General features: G+C 63.5%; 22 protein-coding genes. 10 read left to right on the top strand and 12 right to left on the bottom strand.

Annotation, left to right across the window (positions count from 1 at the left end; genetic code table 11):
• Positions 1 to 17: 17 nt before the first annotated feature.
• From JQ628_RS00750 to JQ628_RS00735, 4 genes are all read right to left on the bottom strand, one after another.
• Positions 18 to 1262: an amino acid ABC transporter substrate-binding protein gene (locus JQ628_RS00750; protein ID WP_283815749.1), complete on the bottom strand. Its 1245-nt coding sequence runs from the start codon at positions 1260 to 1262 to the stop codon at positions 18 to 20.
• A 98-nt stretch (positions 1263 to 1360) separates the two neighbouring features.
• Positions 1361 to 3754: a xanthine dehydrogenase family protein molybdopterin-binding subunit gene (locus JQ628_RS00745; protein WP_212217691.1), complete on the bottom strand. Its 2394-nt coding sequence runs from the start codon at positions 3752 to 3754 to the stop codon at positions 1361 to 1363.
• Complete coding sequence (locus JQ628_RS00740) at positions 3751 to 4236, bottom strand: (2Fe-2S)-binding protein (RefSeq protein WP_349628001.1); 486 nt, start codon at positions 4234 to 4236, stop codon at positions 3751 to 3753. Before JQ628_RS00740 ends, JQ628_RS00745 begins: the two co-directional genes overlap by 4 nt.
• The gene (locus JQ628_RS00735) at positions 4233 to 5114 is read right to left on the bottom strand and encodes an FAD binding domain-containing protein (protein ID WP_212217689.1); all 882 of its coding nucleotides are present in this window, start codon (positions 5112 to 5114) and stop codon (positions 4233 to 4235) included. Before JQ628_RS00735 ends, JQ628_RS00740 begins: the two co-directional genes overlap by 4 nt.
• Positions 5115 to 5300: 186 nt before the next feature.
• Here JQ628_RS00735 and JQ628_RS00730 point away from each other — a divergent pair, with 186 nt between their 5' ends.
• On the top strand, positions 5301 to 6407 hold the full coding sequence (locus tag JQ628_RS00730) for an LLM class flavin-dependent oxidoreductase (protein ID WP_212217686.1): 1107 nt from the start codon (positions 5301 to 5303) through the stop codon (positions 6405 to 6407).
• 106 nt (positions 6408 to 6513) lie between these two features.
• A complete protein-coding gene (locus JQ628_RS00725; RefSeq protein ID WP_249127382.1) occupies positions 6514 to 6669 on the top strand; it encodes a hypothetical protein in 156 nt (51 codons plus the stop codon).
• An 89-nt stretch (positions 6670 to 6758) separates the two neighbouring features.
• On the opposite strand, the gene nadS is transcribed toward JQ628_RS00725, so the two are convergent.
• The 5 genes from nadS to JQ628_RS00700 form a co-directional block, all read right to left on the bottom strand.
• Positions 6759 to 7073 (bottom strand): NadS family protein, encoded by a 315-nt coding sequence (nadS, locus tag JQ628_RS00720; protein WP_212217684.1) that lies wholly within the window; start codon positions 7071 to 7073, stop codon positions 6759 to 6761.
• On the bottom strand, positions 7070 to 7438 hold the full coding sequence (locus JQ628_RS00715; RefSeq protein WP_212217681.1) for a type II toxin-antitoxin system RelE/ParE family toxin: 369 nt from the start codon (positions 7436 to 7438) through the stop codon (positions 7070 to 7072). The genes nadS and JQ628_RS00715 overlap by 4 nt, the downstream gene beginning before the upstream one ends.
• 146 nt (positions 7439 to 7584) lie before the next feature.
• Positions 7585 to 8130: a flavin reductase family protein gene (locus JQ628_RS00710; RefSeq protein ID WP_212217679.1), complete on the bottom strand. Its 546-nt coding sequence runs from the start codon at positions 8128 to 8130 to the stop codon at positions 7585 to 7587.
• Positions 8131 to 8138: 8 nt separating this feature from the next.
• Positions 8139 to 9368, bottom strand: a complete 1230-nt coding sequence (locus tag JQ628_RS00705) for an acyl-CoA dehydrogenase family protein (RefSeq protein ID WP_433996091.1) — start codon at positions 9366 to 9368, stop codon at positions 8139 to 8141.
• Between the two features lie 110 nt (positions 9369 to 9478).
• Positions 9479 to 10789 carry a glycoside hydrolase family 3 protein gene (locus JQ628_RS00700; protein WP_212217677.1) on the bottom strand — a complete coding sequence of 437 codons (1311 nt, stop codon included), beginning with the start codon at positions 10787 to 10789 and terminating at the stop codon, positions 9479 to 9481.
• Between the two features lie 302 nt (positions 10790 to 11091).
• Here JQ628_RS00700 and JQ628_RS00695 point away from each other — a divergent pair, with 302 nt between their 5' ends.
• From JQ628_RS00695 to JQ628_RS00685, 3 genes are read left to right on the top strand one after another with little or no spacing between them, the layout of a single operon-like run.
• Positions 11092 to 12594: a DUF4153 domain-containing protein gene (locus tag JQ628_RS00695; protein WP_212217675.1), complete on the top strand. Its 1503-nt coding sequence runs from the start codon at positions 11092 to 11094 to the stop codon at positions 12592 to 12594.
• Positions 12595 to 12619: 25 nt separating this feature from the next.
• The gene (locus tag JQ628_RS00690) at positions 12620 to 13321 is read left to right on the top strand and encodes a response regulator transcription factor (RefSeq protein WP_212217673.1); all 702 of its coding nucleotides are present in this window, start codon (positions 12620 to 12622) and stop codon (positions 13319 to 13321) included.
• Positions 13318 to 14907 (top strand): ATP-binding protein, encoded by a 1590-nt coding sequence (locus tag JQ628_RS00685; protein ID WP_212217671.1) that lies wholly within the window; start codon positions 13318 to 13320, stop codon positions 14905 to 14907. The genes JQ628_RS00690 and JQ628_RS00685 overlap by 4 nt, the downstream gene beginning before the upstream one ends.
• Positions 14908 to 14919: 12 nt before the next feature.
• On the opposite strand, the gene JQ628_RS00680 is transcribed toward JQ628_RS00685, so the two are convergent.
• Positions 14920 to 16152: an acetyl-CoA C-acetyltransferase gene (locus JQ628_RS00680; protein WP_212217669.1), complete on the bottom strand. Its 1233-nt coding sequence runs from the start codon at positions 16150 to 16152 to the stop codon at positions 14920 to 14922.
• A 112-nt stretch (positions 16153 to 16264) separates the two neighbouring features.
• Positions 16265 to 17404, bottom strand: a complete 1140-nt coding sequence (locus tag JQ628_RS00675) for an epoxide hydrolase family protein (protein WP_212217666.1) — start codon at positions 17402 to 17404, stop codon at positions 16265 to 16267.
• 164 nt (positions 17405 to 17568) lie between these two features.
• Between JQ628_RS00675 and JQ628_RS00670 the strand changes: the two genes are divergently transcribed.
• The 5 genes from JQ628_RS00670 to JQ628_RS00650 all read left to right on the top strand — a co-directional run bounded on the left by JQ628_RS00670 (position 17569) and on the right by JQ628_RS00650 (position 22359).
• Positions 17569 to 18546, top strand: a complete 978-nt coding sequence (locus JQ628_RS00670) for an NUDIX hydrolase (protein ID WP_433996090.1) — start codon at positions 17569 to 17571, stop codon at positions 18544 to 18546.
• 53 nt (positions 18547 to 18599) lie between these two features.
• Complete coding sequence (nadA, locus tag JQ628_RS00665) at positions 18600 to 19580, top strand: quinolinate synthase NadA (RefSeq protein ID WP_212217661.1); 981 nt, start codon at positions 18600 to 18602, stop codon at positions 19578 to 19580.
• Positions 19577 to 21106 carry an L-aspartate oxidase gene (locus JQ628_RS00660; protein WP_212217658.1) on the top strand — a complete coding sequence of 510 codons (1530 nt, stop codon included), beginning with the start codon at positions 19577 to 19579 and terminating at the stop codon, positions 21104 to 21106. Before nadA ends, JQ628_RS00660 begins: the two co-directional genes overlap by 4 nt.
• A gap of 12 nt (positions 21107 to 21118) precedes the next feature.
• A complete protein-coding gene (gene nadC, locus JQ628_RS00655; protein ID WP_212217655.1) occupies positions 21119 to 21967 on the top strand; it encodes a carboxylating nicotinate-nucleotide diphosphorylase in 849 nt (282 codons plus the stop codon).
• Positions 21968 to 22086: 119 nt separating this feature from the next.
• Positions 22087 to 22359: a hypothetical protein gene (locus JQ628_RS00650; protein WP_212217653.1), complete on the top strand. Its 273-nt coding sequence runs from the start codon at positions 22087 to 22089 to the stop codon at positions 22357 to 22359.
• A 14-nt stretch (positions 22360 to 22373) separates the two neighbouring features.
• Here JQ628_RS00650 and JQ628_RS00645 read toward each other — a convergent pair whose 3' ends face one another.
• On the bottom strand, positions 22374 to 23435 hold the full coding sequence (locus tag JQ628_RS00645) for a ketopantoate reductase family protein (RefSeq protein WP_212217650.1): 1062 nt from the start codon (positions 23433 to 23435) through the stop codon (positions 22374 to 22376).
• Between the last annotated feature and the right edge of the window lie 834 nt (positions 23436 to 24269).

The raw sequence follows: 24269 nt of genomic DNA, 5'->3' as shown, positions 1-24269 counted from the left end.
GGGCGGGTGCGCGCGTGTTATTTCCGGGCGGCCTCGAACGGAGTGACGAGGTCGCCGGACTTCAGATTCTCCGGGAACAGGATCACCTGTTTGCCCGAGCTGCGGAACTGCTCCATGTTCTTGTCCGCAACGCCGCGGAACTGGGCCTGCAACACCGCGGTCTCCTTGCGCTCGCCATCCGCCGAGAACGCGATCGGACCGACGATGGTCTTGTGCGTGTTCTCGCGCAGATATTTTGCGATTGCCTTCTGGTCGAGCGAGCCCACCGCCTTGATCGCCTGCTCGACGAGCTGGCCGCTGGCGTAGCCGAACGGCGCAAGATAATAGCCGAGCGGATCGACCTTCGCCTCGACGGCGCGCTTGGTGTACTTGTCGAAGAAGTCCTTGGTCCCGTCAAAGTACATGCTCTTTTCCGGCAGCCATGAATTGTAGTTCACGACGCCGTTGAGCAGCGAGCCCATGTTCTCCATGACCGAGCCGAACTGTAGGCCGACCATGCCGCCACCGAAAAGCTTGACGTTGTCGCCGATGCCGATCTCGTTCACGGCGCGCAGGATGCCCGCGGAATCCGGCGGATAGGACGCGACATAGACGATGTCGGGCTTGGCCGCCTTCAGCGAACGGATGATGCTGGAGAATTCCACCGTGTTGGGCGGATAGGACTGGTCGAATACGACCTGCATGCCGCGCTTGGTGGCAACTTCGCGCGCGGTCTTGGCGAGGTTTTGGGCGAATTCCTGGTCGGCCGCCAGAAGCGCCATGGTCTTGCCGCCGGCCTTCTGGCCGATGTCGAGGAACGACGCCGCCCAGCTGTCGGGCGGTCCCCACGGCGCATTGTTGAACCACATGTCGTGGCCAACCTTGCTGTTCACCTGGAACGAGAAGTTGCCGATCAGCAAGAGGCCGCGCTGCTTGACCATCGGCATGATCGGCGCCGTCGGCACGGTCGCATAGGGCGCGAACAACAGGTCGACCTTGTCGACGTCGATCAGTTTCGAATAGATCGCCGGCGTCTCCGCCGCGCTCGACTTGTCGTCATAGACGACAAGCTCGACCTTGCGGCCGAGGATGCCGCCCTTGGCGTTGACGTCGTCCCGCCAGATCTCGATCCCGAGCAGCGAGGGCTTTCCGCCACCGGCCAGACCGCCGGTTTGCGGCATGCTCATGCCGATCTTGATCGGCGGCTGTTGGGCCTCAACGCTTGAGACCAGTCCAAATGCGGCTACGGCGATGGTTCCGCCTAAAAGTGTCCTGCGTTTCATTGATCCTCCCGATATGTCTCTTTTTTGGTGGTATATTGGATGAACAAGGCTGACATCACAATGGAAAAGCGTCACGTCCGCCCGGTAGCGCCTCCTCTTCAGACTCGCCCCAAGGCTGTCAGGACAACTTGTGGCGTTAGTGGAATCTCGGTGATGGTCACGCCGAACGGTTGCAGTGCATCGTTAACTGCATTGCTCACTGCGGCGGCAGCCCCAGCGGTACCAGCCTCGCCCGCGCCCTTCGCTCCCAGTTCGGATTCCAACGTGGGCGACACCACATGGCCGACGTCGATATCGGGCATTTCCCCTGACATCGGGACCAGGTAGTCGGCCATGTTGGCGTTGGTCAGTTGCCCACGCTCGTCATAGATGCACCTTTCGAACAGCGCCGCACCCAGCCCCTGCACCACCCCGCCCCTGATCTGCTCATCGACCAGTTGCGGGTTGATGATGGTGCCGCAATCCTCCACCACCCAGTGCTTGAGCAGCCTGATGAAGCCGGTCTCGGTATCGACCTCGAGCCAGGACGCCTGAACGCCATTGGTGAAGGCAAAGGGATATTCGCGCGGCACAAAGTGCTTTGTCGCCATCAATTCCGGCTGGATGCCCGGCGGCAGCGTATCGGGCCGGAAATAGACGACGCGGGCAAGCTCGTTGAGCTCGATCCGCGGCGCGCCGTCGCTGGCATTGACGACTGCATTGTTGGCGATGTCGAGTTCGTCCGGCGTCGATTGCAGGATAACGGCCGCGACATCGAGGATGTTCTTCCGCAGGATCTTTGTCGCCTGTAGCGCCGCCTCGCCGCCGATGCCGGCGCCGCGCGAGGCCCAGGTGCCGCCGCCATACGGTGTCATGTCGGTGTCGCCGAGGATGACGCGCACGCGATCTGTGGAAACGCCGAGGACGCTGCCCACAATTTGCGCCGTGAGGGATTCCGAGCCCTGCCCTTGCTCCGTAATGCTGGTCGCGCAGATCACCGAACCCTGCGCATCCAGCCGCACCGCGACGCCATCCTGCGACGATATCTTGGCGCCGCCAACGCCATAGAAGGCCGCACTGGGATTGGTGACCTCGATGAAGCTGGCAATACCGATGCCGCGATGGATGCCCTTCTTGCGTAAAGCTGCCTGTTCGGCACGCAAGGCATCGTAGTCCATCATCTTGACCAGCTTCGCGAGCGAAGCGTGGTGCGACAATTTCTCGAACCGCAGTCCGGATGGCGATCCGCAAGGATAGGCGTCGTCGGCAATCAGGTTGCGGCGGCGGATTTCCAGGGGATCCATGCCAATCTTCATCGCGGCGAGATCGACCAGCCCTTCCGTCACCGAGCACGCAATGGGATGGCCGACCGCGCGGTACTGGCACATTACGTTCTTGTTCTGGAACACCACGCGCGCCCGCGCCCGATAATTCTTGCTGGTGTAGGGACCGCCGACGAGATTGACGACCTGGTTAGCCTCGATCGCGCTGGTGCGCGGATACATCGAATAGGGTCCGATGCCGGTGAGGTCGTCGATCTCGAACGCGGTGATCGTCCCGTCGCGCTTGACGCCGATCTTGCCCCTACAGCGGTGATCGCGGGCATGGATGTCGGTATTAAAGCTCTCGACCCGGTCGGCGACGAATTTGATCGGCCGCCGCAGCAATTTTGACAGCGCGTAAGTCGCCATCTCGTCGGCGTAGATGTGCACCTTGATGCCGAAGGAGCCGCCGACGTCCTTGCAGACCACGCGGACCTGCGCCTCCCGCAAACCCAGATGCAGCGCGACGATGTTCTGCACCATATGCGGCGCCTGCGTGCCCTGATAGATCGTCAGCCGCGCTTCGGCCGCATTCCAGTCGGCAACCACAGACCGCGGCTCCAGCGTCACGCCGGTATGGCGGCCGAAGATGAACTCGGTTTCGACCACCTCGTCGGAATCGGCAAAGGCCTGATCGACCTCCCCCGCCACGTGAACGCGTTCGAACGCCAGATTGTCGCCGAGCGAAGCGTGAATGACTGATGTCGCCGGATCGAGCGCGGTACGCATATCCGTCACCGCTTCCAGCTCTTCGTATTCGACCGCGACGTGCTCGGCTGCATCCTCCGCCGCCGCCCGGCTCGTTGCCACGATGGCCGCGACCGCCTCGCCCTGCCAGCAGACGCGATCGATCGCAATCGCGCTTTGCGGTGCCGATTTCAGGCCCTTCAGGTGCGAGAGCACGCCGACCCAAGGCGTGATAACTGCGGCAAGTTCCTGCCCCGTCACGATCGCGATCACGCCGGGCATCGCCCTGGCTTGAGCTGCATCGATACCGACAATCTTCGCATGCGCATGCGGCGAGCGCAGGAACACGACATGCGCCATCCGCGGCAGCTCAATGTCGCTGACATAGAGGCCGCGCCCCTGTAGCAACCGCTCGAGATTGGGCCGCGGCACCGTCTTGCCGATATAGGAGTTCGGCCGGTCCAGCACCGAGAGCGCATCGGGGTTGACGCGGACCGATGTCATGGCGTTCGCCCCATCCGAGCCCGCGCCGTACTCTCCACCGCGTCGATGATGGCCTGATAGCCGGTGCAGCGGCAGTAATTGCCGGAGAGGTGCTCGCGGATTTCGTCGCGGCCGGGTTCACGCTTCTGTTGCAGCAGATCCTGCGCCGCCATCAGCATTCCCGGCGTGCAGAAGCCGCATTGCAGCGCATTGCGGTCGCGGAACGCCGCTTGCAGATCGGCGATCTCACCTGAGTCGGATATCCCTTCGATCGTCTCGACCGACGTCCCGTTCGTCTGCACCGCCAGCATCAGGCAGGACCGCACGATCTCGCCATTCACCCGCACCGTACAGGCGCCGCAGACCCCATGCTCGCACCCGACATGCGTGCCGGTCAGCTTCAGGTGCTCCCGCAGAAAGTCGGCCAGATTGACGCGCGGCAACACATTCGCCTCGACGCGCTCGCCATTGACCTGAAGTGAGATGGGCATGGCAGCCGTCACGTGGTTGCCCCCGCGCCAAGTTCGGGACGGCCGAGCAGAGCGGCCACCCCGCGCTTCAGAAGCACCCTTGCGAGATGCCGGCGCATCTCGGGCGAGGCCTGCTGGTCCTCCTGCGGGTCGAGCTCTGCGTCCAGCGCAGCGCAAGCTTCAGTGAGCACCGCCGCCGAAACCTCGACGCCCGTCAATCGGGTCGCGGCATTCGCCAGCAGAGGTCTGTCGCCCACCGCAAAGAAGCCGAGGCGAAGGCCGGCAAATCTGCCGCCGTCGATGCTCGCCTGTGCCGCGAGGCCGGCGATGGCGTAGTCGCCGTGCCGGCGCGCAAACTCGTGGAAGAAGTGCACGGAGCCTTTTTTCGCCACCGGCAGCTCAATCGCGACCAAGAGCTCCTGCGGCGCGAGCGCGGTCTCATAGATGCCGGTGAAAAATTCTTCCGCAGCGATCCGCCGCTCGCCGCCGGGGCCGCGAACAATGATCGTTGCATCCAGCGCCAGCATGCAGGCCGGCAATTCCGAGGCCGGATCGGCGTGCGCAAGGCTGCCGCCGAGGGTCCCGCGGTTTCGGATCGCGGGATGCGCAACATGCGCCACCGCATCGACGAGCAACGGCGCGTGCGCTGCGATATCGGGCGATTTCAGAAGCTCGACATGCCGCGTCAACGCGCCGATCACGAGCACATCGCCGCGCACCGTGATGCCGCGCAACTCGGTGAGCTCGCCGATATCGACGATCAGTTCCGGAGAAATGAGGCGCAGATTCATCGCCGGCATCAGGCTCTGGCCGCCCGACAGCACCTTGGCCCGGTCGCCGTGCGCGGCGAGCAAATCCAGCGCATTGGCCACGCTGGTGGCGCGCGCATAGGCGAAAGCCGCAGCCTTCATTCGGGCGAGCCCTCCCCGGCCCGGTTCTTATACTTTGGCAGGATTAGACGGTGGCCCATTTTAAAGGTCAAGCGCATTGCTTTTGCAGGCCTTTCGACTTTTGGACTTGTCACGGGACGCCTGACGACGCACTTTGCCTGCCAACCAAAAAGACTGCGAGAGACTGCCCTTGGGGAGGTGCAGACCATGAAACTCGGTTTCTTCACGATGCCGATCCATCCTGTCGAGAAGGATTGGCGGCAATCCCTGCGGGAGGACCGGGAAGCGTTCCTGCTCGCGGATGAACTGGGGTTTTCGGAGGGTTATGTCGGCGAGCACGTCACCGACAAAGCCGAAAATATCACCTCCTGCGTCGCCTTCATCGCCTGGCTCGCCGCCGCCACCAAACAGATCAGGCTCGGGACCGGCACGGTCAACATGCCGAACAGCCACCCGGCAGCGGTGGCCGCCTCCATAGCGATGCTGGACCATATGCTCGACGGGCGGCTGATCTTCGGCATCAGCCCCGGCGGCCTGCTGTCGGATGCCGAAATATTCGGCAATCTCGATGCCGACCGCAATGCGATGTTCCTGGAAGCAATCAACCAGGTGCTGGCGATCTGGGACGGCAAGCCTCCCTATAATCTGGAAGGCGAATACTGGAACATCACGACGCAGAAGACCCTGATCGAGGACATCGGCCAGGGCATTATCGGGCAGCCCTTGCAGCGCCCGCATCCGCCGATCGTCGTGACGGCGGTCGCACCGTTCTCCAGGGGCATAACGGAAGCCGCCGCGCGCGGCTGGGATCCGATCTCGGCAAACTTTTTGATGCCGGCCTGGGTGAAAAGCCATTGGCCAAAATATGTCGAGGGCTGCGAGCGCGCCGGCCGCGCCGCCGATCCTGCGAACTGGCGCATCGCCAAGAGCGTGTTTGTGGCCAGGGACGCCGCGACCGCCAAGGCCTACGCCACCGATCCGGACGGGCCTTACGTCTATTATTACCGCTCGCTGTTGACCAAGCTGAAGCGGGGCGGCCGCCTGGAATTGTTCAAGACCCGCCGCGACCAGCCCGACGACGAAGTGACACTGGAGTCGATCTGCGACCGGCTGATCATCCATGGCACGCCGGATAGTGTCGCGGATCAGCTTTTGGCGTTTCAGCAAGAGGTCGGAACGTTCGGCACACTGCTCTATGCCGGCAAGGACTGGAAAGATCGCGAACTCGGCCGGCAGTCGATGATCATGATGGCGGAAAAGGTCATGCCGCTCATCAACGCCGGCACGTCCGAGCGCGCCAAGGCGGCCGAGTAGTCCGTGATGGCTCTTTCCGATCGCATCTCCTATCAGGCGCAGATCGACCGCCGAAGCTGACCAGTTCGACCGGCTCTAACTCGAAGGCGAAAGCAACGTGCGGGTGATGGCGATATCGATCCACCCTTACATCACCGGCGTGCCGCACCGGATCAAATATCTGGAAGCACTGCTCGACTACGTCATCGGCCACGATGGCGTCGCGCTGATGACCGCCAGCGAAATCGGCGACTGGTACCGCGACGAAATGTCGAAGAACTAGCCGCCCTACTTGGCGTTGCCGGGGATGAACTTGCCGAAACGCCGCACACAGACAGCGGCGGCTGCCGTGCAGTGTAAGAACGCGCGTTCCTATGCCGCCTTCTTCGACTTTGTGGGGCGCCGCAGGACATCCAGTACAGCTTTAGGATTGTGTTGGATGACCATGAGATAGGCGCGGCTGCTACCGTGCGGATTTGTGCGGCCCTGCTCCCAATCCCGAATTTGATTGATCGTAAAGCCGAACTCCGCAGCAAAGCCATCCTGAGACAGCTTTAGCTTTTGACGAATGGCGCGGACGTCGATATCCGCCGGAACATAAAGCTTGCTGGGCTTCGCATTGCCACGTACGACTTCCAGAGCCTCGGTGAGGCCGGCCGCGATCTTGTCGAATGCCTTCTTGCTCATACCGATCTTCCTTGTTGCAGCGGGGTAACTCTCTTGCGGTATTCTTGCACGATCTGCTTTGTCAGGGCTTTAAGCTGTCCGCACTCCTTCGTCGTGAGATTGGACTTCTCGCCCTTGCCAAAGACAGTAATCAGAAAGACTGGCATCCGTTGGCCCGAGTAGAACGTAATTGTTCGATAGCCGCCGCGCTTGCCTTTACCCCGGCCGGCCCACCGGAATTTCCGGCAGCCGCCCGTGCCCGCCATTTCGTCACCTGCATCGGGATTTTCGGCCAAGAAATCGACGATAGCGTCAATCTCGCCCTCCGAAAGTCCCGCATCGTTGGCGGCGCGGTCAAAGGAATGAAGTCGGGCGACGGTATGCACCGCAGATCACTGCGTAATTCACGGATATGCACATATACGTAAAACACGTAGTTTGTCAAGCCCGATCTACATCGGCCGTGACGGCAGCGCGCTGATGACCATGCGAGATCGGCGACGGTACCGCGCCGAGACGGCGAGGTAGCGCGCTACTTGCCCTCATCGGCCGTGAAACGCCCAAAGCCGCCGCGCGCGAACAGCAACGGCTCCCGCTTGTTGTAGGCATAGGCCTCGACCGCGCCGAGGAAGATCACATGGTCGCCGCCGTAATAGCGGTTGGCCGCGCGGCACTGGAAATTGGCGACACAGCCGGCGATGACGGGCGCATTGCCGAGCCCCGGCGTCCATTCCACGCCATTGAATTTTTCGCCAGACGATTTTGCGAATTGCAGCGCCAGCGCCTGCTGCGACGCATCGAGCACGTTCACGGCAAAATGGCTGGCGTTCTGGAAGATGGTCAAACCTTGCGAGAACATGCCGAGGCTCCACAGCACCAGCGGCGGGTTCAGCGACACCGAGGCAAAGGAGTTGCAGGTGACGCCATATGGCTTGCCGTCGCCCGACATCGCGGTGACGATGGTGACGCCGGTGCCGAACGTGCCGAGCGCATTGCGGAAATCGCGCGGGTCGATCACCGAATTGTCGCTGGCAAGTTCATTGGCCGGATCGGCGGGATGTTTGTGAACGTCGGACACCGGCGGCCTCAGAGTGTCAGGTTTTCGGAAGGCAGGCCGAGCGCCACGCGGCCGTAATTGGTCCCCGCCGCATCGAAATTGAACGCGAGGTGTGAGTTGACGGCGTGGGCGTCGCGGAATTGCCGCTGTAGCGTACCCGACGTGAACAGGCTGCGCGCGCCGCTGGCCGTGAACAGCAGCGAGACAGCCTCGGTGCACAGGTTAACGGAAAAGGCGCCGTCCCGCCGCAGCCTCGTCTTGGCCGCGATATCGGGAATATGGCCGCGCCGCGCATCCGTCATGGCATCGATGCAGTTGGTGCGCATCACAAGGCGCGCCGCGTCGATCTTGGCGGAGGCTTCCGCGATCTTGATCTGGGTGGTCTGCATGTCGCCGAGCTTTGCGCGGTTATAGGTGGAGGCACGATGCCGCGCGATCTCGACATAATCGTCGAGGCAGGCCTGCGCATTGCCAAGGCCGACGCCCGACAGCACATAGGGAAACAGCGAAAACACCGGCAGCGCGTAAAGCGCATTCGGATTGACGACGCTGCCCGGCGTCGGTCCACCCGTGAGATCGCTGATCGCGACCGACATGTATTCCGCGACGAACGCGTTCTCGACCTTGACGTCGTTCGATCCGGTCCCGCACAGGCCTGTCGCGTTCCAGGTGTCGCTGATTCTGTAATCGTTCCGGTGCAGCAGGAAGAGCCGGTACTCCACGCCGTCGGCTTCATCGTCGCTGGCGACGACGCCCGCCAGCATGTTCCACTCGCTCGAGCCGACGCCGGACGAGAACGGCCAGTGGCCGTGCAAGATATAGCCGCCATCGGTCTTCCTGGCGCGTCCGGCCGGGAAGATAAAGGACGATGCGATCAGCGCATCCGCGTCCTTCTTCCATACCGCGTCCTGCGCGCGCGGATCGAACATGCCGAGCATCCAGTGATGGCTGGCGAGATTGGCGAAATTCCACGCCACGGACGCATCCGCCTGCCCCAGCGCATCGGCGCAGTCGACCAGCGCGACATAGTCCAGTTCGGAACCGCCGACGCGCTTGGGCTGCACGATCCGGAACAAGCCGGCATCATGCAAATCGCGCTCGGTTTCAGGCGGCAGGCATCGCAGTTCTTCGGTCTTCGAGGCACGTTCGCGCAGTCTTGGAATCAGCGCCTTCGCCCGGGCTACCATCGCCGCATGGCCGTCCGCTCCCCGCCCGGAGGCAAAGCTGATCACGTCGCTCTTGCGGCCATTTCCTGGCATGCGCTTCCCCGCCCCGGCCAGCGAGAGGCCTGTTTCAAGGCCGGGTGCATTGCCAATGTATAGGTTACCCACTGGCGATCAAGGCATGAGGCCAACATGGCCGCCCGGCCCTATCGTCCCGCAATCGTTAATGGGCGCTGTGCCCGTTTCAGCCGCGCGTCGCTGGCACGCAACATGCCGGCATCCAGTTGTCCTTTCCGGAGCCCGGCGGAGGCGCAGGCAAAGACGCGGTAGAACTGGGCGCCGTCATAGGCCACCAGCAGCAGATCCACGCCGGCATTGAGCGCCTCGACAACAGCGGTGCAGACGTCGCGCTGATAGATCGCGCCCATCACCAGATCGTCGGTGATGACGAGGCCGTCGTACTTCCATTTCTGGCGGATGATCCCGTCGACCACGCGCTTGGAATGCGACGCCGGGCGGTCCGGATCGGCGGCCGTTAGCGTGACATGCCCGACCATGAGCTGAGCCTTCGAGCCGGCGAGCACTTCCCTGAACGGACGCCAGTCCGACGCCTCCAGCTCCTTCAGCGGCGTATCCAGATCGGCGCTGAAATGATGGGTGTCGTCATGCACACGGCCAAGCCCTGGAAAATGCTTGACGGTCGCGCCGACGCCCGAGGCTTCAAGGCCGCGCACATAGGGCAGCGCGACGGCGGCGACTTCCGCCGGATCGGCCGAGATCGCGCGCTGACCGATCAGGGTATGGAAGTCGAGGCGGTTGCGCTTGGTCTCCGGCCGCAGATCGAGCACCGGCGCAAAGTTGGTGGTGATGCCGAGCGATGCGAGCTCGCGGCCGTGGATGCGGCCGAACTCTTCGGCTTGTTGCGCCCGGGCATCCGGCTCCAGACCGGCCAGTGTCGCGAGCGCCGGCAGCCTGGAGAGCGCCGGTGACAGATGCGAGACGATGCCGCCCTCCTGATCGGCGGCAACGGTCAGCGGCGGAAGATTGGCGCGGCGCCGCCGTTCCTGAAGCGCCGATATCTCTGCCTTCAATCCTTCGGCCCTGCCGCGCGACAGGTTGCGCCGGCTAACATAAATGCCGGCGATCAGGCCTTTCTCGGCGAGAAGCGCAACCTCATCGAAGGAAGAGTATCCCACGACAAAGTGCCGCCCCAGCGCATGCGCCTGCGCAGTCTCGGTTTGCAGGACGTCCCGCTTGCGGGCTTCAAACGCGACATGTGCGCCAAGCATCGATAACGGTGCGAGGCACCACAGCAGGACAAGCAGCTTTGCGAAGATGCCCCTGCGCCAGTGTCCGCGCCGTATCAAAACGGCCACAACGGCAATGCCGGCTATGACGAGCGCGACGTTCCCGGTGCCGCGCAGCGCGACCAGATATGGATCGTTCTTGTTGATACCGACGAAAACAAACAGCAGTCCCAGGAGCCAGAGTGCGGCGATGCCGATGCGGTTGATCATCTGATTGATGCGACCATGAATGCGCGCTCGACAGCGAGCGGTTCAATCGCCGTATCAAACGCAAAACCGCCGCGCCAGACGCATCCGCGCGTCTGCACGAAATCTGCATAACATTCCTGAACTCCTGCAGACATCGCTGCCAACAATTGCACGAACGCTGTCCATAGTCCGTCTGCACACCACAAGACGACGACGAAATGCCTGTCCCCACACGACTAGCCAATGACGGATGGTGGCTCTGCGAGAGTCCTGCATTGGCGCCGATTGCCATTCCCAGCCATATTCACAGAGGTAAAGCCAAGATGCCGAGCATCGCTCCGCCGATACCCGACGTTCGCCCTGTTCAGACCAGTCTGCTTGCACCCAGGCTCGCCGTCACGCTTGGTCTTGCAGCGCTTGCCGACTGGCTGTTCTACAACGAGCGGATCGGCATATCGCTCGCGCTCTTTGCGGTCGTCCTGATGGGATGCTCGCTGCTGGCCAATCGTGCGGCTTCCAGTAGCCGCCGCTCCTTGCTCGCTGTCGTCATCGCGGTCGCCGGAATCATTCCCGCGATCGAGGAACTCAATCTGCTCTCGCTGGCCCTCCTCGTGCTCGCGCTCGGCGTGGCGGTCTCGATCGGAACCAATCCGGGCCTGTATGGTCTGGCCGACCGGACCCGCGCGCTGCGCGAGTTGCTCCTGTTCGGCCCATTCCGCCTGATCCGCGATGTGGCCGGCTCCGTCAGCATGCCGGCGGTCGCCACCGGTTTTGCGGTCTGGTTCGTCCCGGTCGTGCTCGGTGCCGTATTCGTGGCGCTGTTCGCCTCCGCCAATCCGCTGATCGAAAAATGGTTCGCGCTGCTCAATCCCGGCAATGCGGCCTCACAGGTGAACCTTACGCGAATGCTGTTCTGGATCGCCATGCTGTCGGTCGTCTGGCCGTTCATTCAGGTGAGATGGCGGCGCAAGGCGGTGACGCCTGCTGCCGCGATCGAACCCGTTGCCGAGGAGAGCAGTACGCGGAGCGATGGAAATCTTGTCGATTTTTTCGGCACAGCCACGATCCTGCGCTCGCTCATTCTGTTCAATCTGCTGTTTGCGGTTCAGACCATCCTCGACGTCATCTATCTCTGGGGCAACGCCGCGCTGCCCGCCGACATCACCTATGCCGCCTATGCCCACCGCGGGGCCTATCCCCTGATCGTTACCGCGCTGCTGGCCGCGGGCTTCGTGCTGATCGCCATGAGGCCGGGTGGTCCGGCCGAGCAGTCTCCGGTGATCCGGCCGCTGGTCTATCTCTGGGTGGCGCAGAACGTCATGCTGGTGATCTCGTCGATGCTGCGTCTCGACCTCTATGTGCAGACCTACCTGCTAACCTATTGGCGGATCGCCGCCTTCATCTGGATGCTGCTGGTCGCCGTCGGGCTGGTGCTGATCGTCGTCCGCATCGCCCTGCGCTATTCCGACGAATGGCTGATTCGCGCCAACCTCATCACCCTGTTCGGCACGCTGTATATTTGCTCTTTGGTGAACTTCGCTGCGATCATGGCCAACTATAACGTCAGTCACAGCCGCCAGGCCGGCGGCAAGGGCGTTTCGGTCGACATGCACTATCTGACCCTTCTCGGGCCGCAAGCGTTACCCGCCATCGACAAGGCGCTTCAGCTACGGTACGTCGCCGACCCAAGCCTTGTTTCGCACCGCAATTGCCTTGTAGAAAGGCTCCAGCAGGACATGAACTCATGGCGCGCATGGAGCTTTCGAAGCTGGCGGCTGCAACGCTACATTGCCACACGGGAGCAGCAACAAGTGCCCGCGAGCTAAGCGCAACCGTCTTCCGGAGAGGGATTTGACGCACCGTATCCTCATCGTCGACGATGACCTTCACATCCGCGAGGTCATCCGGGTCGCGCTCCGAAAAGCCGACATGACCGTGTTCGAGGCGCGCGACGGCAAGGAGGCGCTGACGCGTTTTGCCGCCGACCGGCCCGACCTGATCGTGCTCGATATCGGCATGCCGGAATTCGACGGCCTCGACGTCTGCCGGGAAATCCGCAAATCTTCCGACGTGCCGATCCTCTTCCTGTCGGCGCGCGACGAGGAGATCGACCGCGTGCTCGGGCTCGAGATCGGGGGCGACGATTACGTCACCAAGCCGTTCAGCCCGCGCGAGTTGGTCGCGCGCGTCAACGTGATCCTGCGCCGCGCGATTGCGCGCGGGCTGGAGAAGGCCGCGTCGGGGCCGCTGGCGCAAGGCAGGCTCTCGGTCGATCCGGAGCAGCATGTCGCGGCCTTTGCGGGCACGCCGCTGCGGCTCACCGCCATCGAATTCGGCATCCTGCGCGCGTTCCTGGCGCGACCGGCTGCCGTCTTCAGCCGCGAGCAGATCATGGCCGCCGCCTATCAGCTCAACATTCAGGTTTCCGACCGCACCATCGACAGCCATATCCGCAACATCCGCGCCAAGCTTGCCGCGGTGAATTGCGACAACGTGATCGAGACCATTCACGGCGTCGGCTTCAAGCTCGGCCGCTGCGAGCCGCAGGCATGAACGAGGCGCCGAGGCGCGAGAAGTGGCGGCCTACGGTCGGGCTGATCATTTTTACGTCGCTGGCAGTCGTCGCAGCGCTGCCGCTGATCGGGCTGTTCTTCTTCCGCGTCTATGACAACCAGCTCATCCACCAGACCCAGGCGGAACTGATCGCGCAGAGCAAGGTGCTGGCCGCCGTATTCGCGCGCGAGGTCGAGAGCCGGCGCGCCGGCGGCATTACGCTGGGCGCCGAGATTCCGCCGGAGGCTCGCACCGACGAGGACAAGGTCGCGCCGATCCGCCCGGCGCTCGATCTTGCCGGCAACGATCTTCTGATGCGCCGGCCCGACGCACGCACGGCGAACGCGCCGGCCGATCCCGCCTATGTCGAGATCGGCGCGCGGCTGGCGCCGATCATGTTCGAGACGCAGAAGGTCACGCTGGCGGGTTTTCGTATCCTCGATCCCAACGGCGTCGTGATCGCCGGGCGGCAGGAGGTCGGACAATCGCTTGCCCATATCGAGGAGGTCGCGGCGGCGCTGAAGGGGCAGTACCGCGCCGCGCTCCGCATCCGCAAGCCGGACAAGACGCCACCGCCGATCTATTCCATCAGCCGCGGTGTCGGCATGCACGTGTTTTCGGCGATGCCGGTCATCGTCGACAACCACGTGGCCGGCGTGATCTATACCTCGCGGACTCCGAGCAACATCTTCGACCATCTCTATCAGGAGCGCGGCAAATTCCTGCTGGCGGCGCTGACGGTGATCGCGGCCACCGTCATCATCGGGCTGGTCTTCATCCGAACCATCACCCGCCCGATGCACGAACTGGTGAGTCGCGCCGAACGCATCAGCCGCGGCGACCGCAATGCGTTCCACCCGCTGGCGCATTACGGCACGCGCGAATTCGCCCAGCTCGGGCGCAGCTTTCTCGATATGGCGCAGCAACTGTCGCGGCGCTCCGATTATATCGCGACCTTCTCGTCGCATCTGACGCACGAATTGAAGTCACCACTCACGTCGATCAAGGGCGCTGCCGAATTGTTGCTGGAGTCGCTTCAGAGCAAGACGGATACGCTGACGCGGATGGAGCAGAAGAATTTTGTCTCCAATATCCTCGGCGATGCCGAGCGGCTCGATGCGATGACGCAGCGGCTGCGCGAGCTGGCGCGCGCGGAATCTGCGCCGCAGAACGAGCAGACCGAGCTTGGCAGCGTTGTCAGCAGCCTGAAGAGCCGCTTCCCGACCCGCACCATCACCGCCAGCGGGTGCCTCGATCGCTCGATCGGCATGTCCGGCGAGAAGGCGCTGATCGTGCTGTCGCATCTTGCCGACAATGCCGTGCGTCACAACGCCAGGAATGTGCGGCTGGAGGCGGAGAGCCATGACGGCGGCATCCGCATGCTCGTCAGCAATGACGGCGATCCGATCTCCGAATCCAACCGCGACAAGATCTTTGACGCGTTCTTCACCACCCGCCGCGACACCGGCGGCACCGGCATGGGGCTGGCCATCGTGCAGGCCGTCATGACCAGCCATGGCGGCTCGATCCGGCTGTTGCCGACTGAGAAGGGCGCCGCGTTCGAGCTCGAGTTTCCGGCCGCGTGAGCGGCCGATAATTCAGATCCGCTCGATGATGATCGCCGGCGCCATGCCGCCGGCAGCGCACATCGTCACCAGCCCGCGCTTGAGGGCGCGCCGTTCCAGTTCATCGAGGATGGTGCCGATCAGGATCGAGCCGGTCGCGCCGATGGGATGACCGAGGGCGATCGAGCCGCCATTGACGTTGACCTTGTCGCGGTCGAGCTTGAGGTCGCGGATGTATTTTTCGGCGACCACGGCAAAGGCTTCATTGATCTCGAACAGGTCGATGTCGTCGGTCGTGAGCCCGGCCTTCGCCAGAACCTTGCGCGTTGCCGGCACCGGTGCGTTCAGCATCAGCGTCGGCGAGTCCCCCATGTTAGCCATCGCGACCACGCGGGCGCGCGGCTTCAAGCCGTGCTTCTTTGCGTAATCGGCCGATGCCAGCAGGATCGCCGCCGAGCCGTCGACCACACCGGAGGAATTGCCGGCGTGATGCACGAAGTTGATGTCGAGGTCGGGATATTTGTCGAGGATCAGTTTGCGATAGGTGGTGCCCTTGTCGTCGAGCGCGTAGTCGGCAATGGCCGGGAATGCGGGCTTGAGCTGCGAAAGCGCTTCCATCGTGGTCTGCGGCCGTGGATATTCCTCACGATCGAGCGCGAGGCTGCCGTCCTCGCGATAGACGGGCACCAGGCTCTTCTTGAAGTGGCCGCCCTTGATCGCGGCATCGGCGCGCTTCTGGCTCTCCAGGCCAAGCGCGTCGACGTCCTCCCGCGAAATGCCTTCCATGGTCGCGATCGCATCGGCACAGACGCCCTGATGCGATTGCGGATGCCTGGCGCGAAGGCGAAGGTTGCCTGAATCCATCATCATAGGGCTGCTGCCGCGGCGACCTTCCATCGACATCATCTCGGTGCCGCCCGCGATCACGAGATCTTCGGAGCCAGCCATGATGGAATTGGCGGCCATGTTCACGCTCGTGATGCCCGAACCGCAGAAGCGGTCGAGCGTCACGGCGCTCGCGCGCACGTCGTAGCCGGCATCAAGTGCCGACATGCGTCCGAGATCGCCCCCCTGGGTTGCGACCTGCGCGCTGCACCCCCAGACGATGTCGTCGACATCCGCGGTGTTGATGCCGGTGCGCTCGGCCAGCGCTCGCAGCACGGTGGCACCCAACTGCTGCGGATGAATGCCTGATAGCCCGCCCTTGCCGGCCTTGCCAATGCCCCGCGGCGTCCTGCATGCATCGATGATCAGCGCCTCGCCCATGGTGTTCCCTCTGAGAGTATCCGTTTGGCGGCATTTGCCGCCCGCCAGCCCGCGATGTCAATTCGTGCGGGCCGCAGGGCGTCATGCGATTCCTGACCGCACCGCTAGCCACTCAACGCAACATCCCAAAATATTCCCGCACCTCCGCGACGAACAGATCGGGCTGCTCGAACGCGGCAAAGTGGCCGCCCTTCGGCATCTCCTTCCAGTGCCGGATGTCGGTAAAATTCGGCTCCATCCATTTGCGCACCGGCGTGACGATCTCTTTCGGGAAGACGGCAACGCCCGTCGGCACGTTGACCTTGAGCACAGGGCGGCGCTTGGGTGAAAAACTCTCCCAATAGAGCCGCGCGGACGATGCCGCGGTCGCGGTCACCCAGTACAGCATGACATTGTCGAGCAATTCGTCACGGGAGAGCACGCTTTCCGGACGCCCGTCGCAGTCGGTCCAGGCCCAGAATTTTTCCAGGATCCATGCCGCCTGCCCGCTCGGCGAATCCGTCAGCCCATAGCCCAGCGTCTGCGGCCGTGTCGATTGCTGCTTCGAATAGCCGGAATCCCAATCGGCGTAATACTTGATGCCGTTGAGCGCGCGCTCTTCTTCCGGAGTCGGCTGTCCCTCGACATTCGGCCGCGACGACATGGCCAGCGTGATGTGAATGCCGGCGCAATGTTCAGCGTCCAGCGCGCCGATCGCCGTCGTGACCGCCGAGCCCCAGTCGCCGCCTTGCGCGCCGTAGCGCGAATAGCCGAGGCGATCCATCAAAACGGCCCACGCGGACGCGATGCGGCCGACGCCCCAGCCCGTCGCGGTCGGCTTGGCCGAAAAGCCGAAGCCGGGCAGCGACGGGCAGACCACATGAAACGCATCGGCCGCGCTGCCGCCGTACTTGACCGGATCGGCCAGCGGCTCGATCACCTTGTGGAATTCGACTATCGATCCCGGCCAGCCATGGGTGATGATCAGCGGCATCGCGTTCGGATGCGGCGAGCGCACATGCAGGAAGTGAATGCCGAGTCCGTCTATTTCTGTGGTGAACTGTGGGAAGCGGTTAAGCAGCGCCTCGCGTCGACGCCAGTCATACTCCTCCGCCCAGTAGCGGCAGACCTCCTTGATCCATGCTAGCGGCGCGCCCTGGCTCCAGTCGTCGACCAGTTCCGCTTCCGGCCAGCGGGTATTGCGCAACCGCGATTTCAAGTCAGTGAGCACGCCGTCGGAGACCGAGATGCGGAAGGGATTGACGGCAGTCATGAGGGCACTCGCGGAAATGAACGGATCGTTGCGGCCATCACATACGCGAGCCGGGAAATTATCAAGGCTGGCATGTTCCGCCGCACATGCGGCCGGACACTGGCTGCGCCGTCCTCATCCTTTTTCCGACGGGGCCATTTCAGCGAATCAAGCACTGGCGTTAAATGTCTGATATGACATCCGGAACCGAGATGAACACGACAACGCCTCAGTCCGAGCATGACGTCGCCGCCGATCTGATCGCGGTGCTGGTGGCCGTGACCGATGGCGATCCACGCGTGCTGACGATCCAGGACGAGCGTGCTCTGCCCTCCGGACCGTTCCAAATCGCCCATCGCTCGCTGCAATCGGGGCTGCGGGCCTGGGTCGAGCGGCAGACGCGACTTCCCCTCGGCTATGTCGAGCAGCTCTACACCTTTGCCGATAGCGATCGAGCCGGCGTCACGGCGCAACACGTGATCTCGATCAGCTATCTCGGCCTGACGCGCGAGCAGCCGGCCGCCGGCGAATATGTCGCGAGCTGGCGCGGCTGGTATGACTATTTTCCGTGGGAAGACCATCGCGTGGGCGTGCCGCCGCAGATCGATGAGCTCAAGCGTGGTCTTGCAGCGTGGGCGACGAACACGGAAGATCGCGCGGAGCGGCGCAACCGGCGCCAGCGCGCGGCGATGCTGTTCGGTTTTGACGATCACGAATGGAACGAGGAACTGATCCTGCAACGCTACGAGTTGTTGTACGAAGCGGGATTGATTGCGGAGGCGAAGCGCGGGGCGTCCTCCGCGCTGGCTAAAGCGTCCGCGCCGGTTGCAACCGGCAGATCCATGATCCTCGATCACCGCCGGATCCTCGCAACCGGCATCGCCCGCCTCCGCGCCAAGATCAAATATCACCCGGTCGTGTTCGAGTTGATGCCGGATACGTTCACATTGTTGCAACTACAGCGTTGCGTCGAGGCGCTGGCGGGCCGGCCGGTGCACAAGCCGAATTTCCGAAGGCTGATTGAACAACAGGAACTCGTTGAGGAAACGGGCGAATTGAGCCAGGAAACCGGCGGGCGCCCGGCCAAACTCTTCAGATTCCGCGGCGCGGTGTTTGCCGCACGCGCCATTGCGGGAACCAAACTGCCCGTTTCCGGGGCTTGACAAGCCTTATACTCAGTAACAGTATAAGATATGCTCACTTGGAGTATATCAACATGCTGTCGACTCTCGAGCGCCCATCCGAACGAAGCTACCCAAAGGTACGGCATGCGATCCCCGCGATCGAGTGGCCCGCCTTCGCGGACGATATCGATGCGATCATGGCGCTGAAGGAGCGCCGCAACGCGGTTATCCTTGCGCACAATTATCAGACGCCGGAGATCTTCCACTGCGTGGCCGACATTGTCGGCGACAGCCTGGCGCTCGCCCGCGAAGCGATGAATGCGAAGGCCGATGTCATCGTGCTGGCCGGCGTGCACTTCATGGCCGAGACCGCCAAACTGCTCAACCCCTCGAAGACGGTGCTGATACCCGACCTCGGCGCGGGCTGTTCGCTCGCGGAATCGATCACCCCGGAAGACGTGCGCCTGCTTCGGCAAAGTCATCCCGGCGTGCCGGTCGTGACTTACGTGAACACCTCGGCCGCGGTGAAGGCGGAGTCCGATATCTGCTGCACCTCGGGCAACGCGAAGGAAATCATCGAATCGCTCGGCGTTGAGCGCGTGATCATGCTGCCGGACGAATATCTGGCGCAAAACATCGCCGCGCAGACTCATGTGAAAGTGATCACCTGGACCGGTCATTGCGAAGTGCACGAGCGCTTCACGGCGCAGGAGGTGCGCGAGTTGCGCGAAAATCATCCCGGCATCGTCGTGCTGGCGCACCCGGAATGCCCGCCGGACGTTTTGGCGGAGGCCGACTTTGCGGGCTCGACAGCAGCGATGTCGTCCTACGTCGACAAGCGCCGCCCTCCCCGCGTCGTGCTGCTGACCGAATGCTCGATGAGCGATAATGTCGCGATTCAGCATCCCGACCTCGAATTCATCCGTCCCTGCAATCTCTGCCCGCACATGCGGAAGATCACGCTTGGCAACATCCGCCATGCGCTGGAGACGATGCAGCACGAAGTCACCATCGACGAACGCGTCGCGGCGCGGGCACGCCTTGCGGTCGAACGGATGCTGGCCGTCAAATGACCACACTGCATGATATCGACGGGGCGCCGGTCATCATCGGCGGCGGCCTTGCGGGCCTGATGACGGCGCTGGCACTGGCGCCACAGCCGGTCGTCCTGCTGACCAGGGCGCCGCTGGGCCTTGAGGCTTCGAGCGTGCTGGCACAGGGCGGCATTGCCGCCGCCATCGGGGCGGACGACAATGCTTCGCTGCACCTGGCCGACACGCTCGCTGCGGGTGCCGGCCTGTGCGACGAGACTGTCGCGGCCGCGATCACCGCCGCGGCGCCCGACGCGATCAACCAATTGGTACGGCTCGGCGTCGCCTTCGACCGGGATGCGAGCGGCGAGATCGTTCTCGGCCTCGAGGCCGCGCATTCGCGCCGCCGCATCGTGCATGCCGGCGGCGATGCCACCGGCCGCGACATCATCGGTGCCCTTGCCCGCTGCGTCTACGAGACGCCCTCGATTACGGTGATCGAGGGGGCCACCGCGCGCCGCTTGGTCGTCGAAGACAATGCGGTGAGAGGAGTGCTCGCCGACACCGAGCACGGACCGGTCCTGTTTGCGACCGGCCGCGTGGTGATCGCGACCGGCGGCATCGGCGGTCTGTTCCTGCACAGCACCAATCCTGCCGGATCGTTCGGTCAGGGCCTCGCGCTGGCGGCACGTGCCGGCGCCGTCATGGGCGACCTTGAATTCGTTCAGTTCCATCCGACCGCCCTCGACGACAACGCCTATCCATCGAAGCTCGTGAGCGAAGCGGTGCGTGGCGAAGGCGCGATCCTGATCGACGAGGAGGGCGAGCGCTTCATGGCCGACGTGCCCGGCGCCGAACTTGCGCCGCGCGATGTGGTAGCGCGTGCGATCTGGCAGCACGCGGCAGGCGGTCATCGCGTCTTCCTCGATGCACGCAATGTGAAGGGGCTCGACTTCGCAAGGCGCTTCCCCGCGATCACGGCGCTGTGCCGGCAATCCGGCATCGATCCCGTCACCCAGCCGATGCCGGTGCGGCCGGCCGCGCACTATCACATGGGCGGCATTCTGGTCGACCTGAGCGGGCGCAGCTCGGTCGATGGTCTGTGGGCCTGCGGCGAAGCCGCCTGCACCGGCCTGCATGGCGCCAACCGGCTCGCCAGCAACTCGCTGCTCGAGGCGGCGGTATGTGCCGGCTGGGTTGCGCGGGACATCGCCGCGACGACCGCCACCGCGCGTCGAATGCCGCCGGTGCCCAACGCCGGCGCCGGCAGCGATGCGGCTGCGGTTAGAGCTATCCTGTCGCGTGCGGCCGGCGTGTTGCGTAACGCAGATGGATTGCGCACGGCGGCCGGTTCTCTCCTGCCGCTCGCCCTCTCGCGGCAGGCCGCGAGCGACCCCGCCCTTGTCGGCCTGATGATCGTGATCGCGGCCCTGCGGCGCGAAGAGAGTCGCGGCGCGCATGCGCGCACCGATTTTCCTGGCCAGCACGATCTCGCACGGCGTTCCACGCTGCGCATCCATGAAGCGCTCGAGGCGGCGCAGGATTGCGTGCCTGAACTTGCTATCTGATCGAGGACCGCAATGACCACTTCCCTGCCCACCATCATGATCGAACCGCTGGTTCGCATGGCCCTGCTCGAGGATCTCGGCCGGGCCGGCGATCTCACCACCGATGCCATCGTTCCGCCCGACCGCCGCACTACCACAGTGCTGGCCGCGCGCCAGGCGGGCGTCGTTGCCGGGCTCGATCTCGCACGGCTGGCCTTCCACCTGATCGACCCCGCCATCGAGATGCGGGTCGAGCGCGGCGACGGCGCGGCGCTCGCGCCCGGCGATATGATCGCCGATATCTCGGGCCCCGCCCGCGGAATATTGACGGCAGAGCGCGTGGCGCTGAATTTTTTGTGCCGGTTGAGCGGCATCGCCAGCGCGACGGCCTCGATCACCGCTGCGATCGGCAACCACAAGGCAAAGGTGGTTTGCACGCGCAAGACGACGCCGGGCCTGCGCGCGATCGAGAAATATGCCGTCCGCGTCGGCGGCGGCAGCAATCATCGCTTCGGCCTCGACGACGCCGTGCTGATCAAGGACAACCATGTCGCGCTCGCCGGCGGCGTCAGCGAGGCGCTGAAGCGCGCCAAGGGCGGCGTCGGCCATCTCGTCAAGATCGAGCTGGAAGTCGATACGCTCGACCAGTTGAAGGAGGCGCTCGATTGCGGGGTCGACGCCGTCCTACTCGACAATATGACTCCCGATGTGCTCGCCAAGGCGGTCGACATGGTGGCGGGCCGCGCGGTCACCGAAGCGTCCGGCCGCATCACGCCGGCCACCGCGCCGCAGATCGCCGCTGCCGGCGTCGACCTGATTTCGGTCGGCTGGCTCACCCATAGCGTTGCCATTCTCGACATCGGGCTCGATTTCAAGCATTGAGACCGCCGCGGTTCCCGCCGTTTGTACGTCGCTAATATCCGATCGAAATTGTGAGCCACTTCACGGTGCGCTAGCGCATTTGCGGTTACAAACGATCCCGTACAATTTGGGAGCGAAGGATGCCGCAATTCATTCGCCATCATGTCAATCCTGTCGGTCACAGCGCCTGGGCCATACCGATCCTGGGCGGAATTCTGGCCGGATTGCTGCTCGCCCTTATCGCCAACTACCTGAAGGAGTCGCGCTGGGTAGCCAGCGCCATGAAGGCGGCACCGGTGGCGTCCATCGCAGCTGATCCAATGCCCGCCACCGATTTCAGGAAACCGGTCAGGTACGAAGCTGTCATTGCGAACTGGCGGCAATACCGGTCGGCCAACCCGCCGGCGGAATGATTTTCGAAGCGCCTTTAGTTCAATCGCAGCTCCGTGATGTGCCTTGGGTCCGGGCTTAGTTCCTTGCGTTCCACGCGCTTGACGATGTCGGTCAGCACGGCGTTGGCGCGGCATGTGAGGCCGACCTTCTCGCCCTCTTTCACCACAAGGCCGTTGAGGAATTCGATCTCGGTGCGCCGGCCCTTCTGCATGTCCTGCCCCATCGAGGGCCGCTGCCCGGCGGCGGTGCGCTTGCCGTCCTTGAATCGCTGCTCGTCACAGACATGCATCGCCGCCTCGTCGCCTTCGCCGGCGCGCGCAATCGTCTCGGGCGGCAGATGCAGGATCTCTTCCAGTTGGTAGCCGTGCGCCTGCCCGACGCGGATCGCTTCGCTGCCGAGACGGGTGGAGAAGCGGCGGATCGGCTCGTTCTGTAGCATCTCTCCGCCAGTCAGGCCCGTGCAGGCGGAAAGGCCGTTGCCCATCACGTTGGCGACCAGCTTTGACCAGCGCTCGCCCCAGAGATTCTCGGTTACCTTGGCGCTGTCGGCATAGCCGACCAGCCGGCAGATTTCCTCTGCGCGCTGTGTCGTGCGGCCGTGCACTTCGCCAGCGCGGAATACGGTGTGCGCGGCGCCGTGCTTGGCGGCGCCGCGGTGGATGTGACCGGGCTCCGGCAGGTTCACCGTGATGCTGCTGGCGATGCAGCCGAGCGTCTTGCCCCAGCCGACAATGCCGGCGATGGTCTCCTCGTTCATGCAGTTCTGCAACGACACGACATAGCCGTCCGGTGCGAGATACTGCTTGATCATGGTGGTGGCCCAGGCCGTGTCGTAGGACTTCATGCACACGAAGGCGATGTCGACCGGCGCTTCCTTTGCGAGCTGCTGCACGTCCGTGATGTGCAGCGCGCGTACGGGAACCGAGAATTCGGCGACGTCCTTTGCATGCGTGACGCGCAGGCCGTGCTCGCGCATGTGCTCGACGTGCTCGGGCCACGGATCGATGAAGGTCACATCTTCGCCCGCCTGCACCATATGCGCACCGGCGTACCCGCCGACGGCCCCTGCTCCGACGATGGCGATTTTTCGGCCCATGTTTCTCTCCCCTGCATTTGTTGAGGCGAGGATAGCGGCCGTTAGACGGGGTGAGCCCAGCTATTTCGTCCGACCGTCCCTGCAATAACGATCACTCTCCCGTCATTCCGGGACGCGCCCCCTTGGCGCGGGCCCGGAATCCATACGCTGTGACGGTCGTTGTTGTACGAGATGGTCAACGGCTTTCTTTAGAAGCAATGACGGCCCGTGGTTATGGATTCCGGGCTCGTGCTCCGCACGCCCCGGAATGACGAGCGGAAATATTCTCGCGATGCAATCAGCATCCGAGCTTTGCAAATTCGTTGCTCCTCTCCGAAGAGAGGGCGCAGGGGTGCCGGGTGCGCGCTGCACCCGCGGTCTCGTGCGCCTGATGCGCAAGCACAAAAAGGTGCACACGAGCATACAGGTGAAGCGGAGAACACTCCGACATCCCCTGCGCAATGGTGTTACGGCTTACTTCGTGATCTTCCCGGTGGGGCGAGCTCGTTGTCACCGTCACCCCTGAGAAGCGCGAGCTTCTCACGAGCTTAACGCCAGCATCGCGGCGTCAGAACCACACGACTTGACCGTACGCCAGAGACCCATTCGCCTTTGGATCGCCGCGTCCATCACAATCCCGCGCCCCACGTGTCGTGACGATGGCGATACGCCCCTCATGGTGGGCACGAGACGGCAAGAGTTATACTTCTGATTTTCAGAATTGTAAAGCGAAATATTTTGCTTGGCGATCTGGACGATCCAAATCAGCTTGAGATTACTCGGCAATCCGGTTTTTCGCGCAGCGCATCTGAGGGCCCCAACAGTGCTGCATGGCGCCCCGCGGCGGCGACCGGG

The organism is Bradyrhizobium lablabi (genome assembly GCF_018129385.1).
Classification (GTDB): domain Bacteria; phylum Pseudomonadota; class Alphaproteobacteria; order Rhizobiales; family Xanthobacteraceae; genus Bradyrhizobium; species Bradyrhizobium lablabi_C.
The sequence above is the reverse complement of the archived record's forward strand: the minus strand, read 5'-3'. Positions and strand labels throughout refer to the sequence as shown.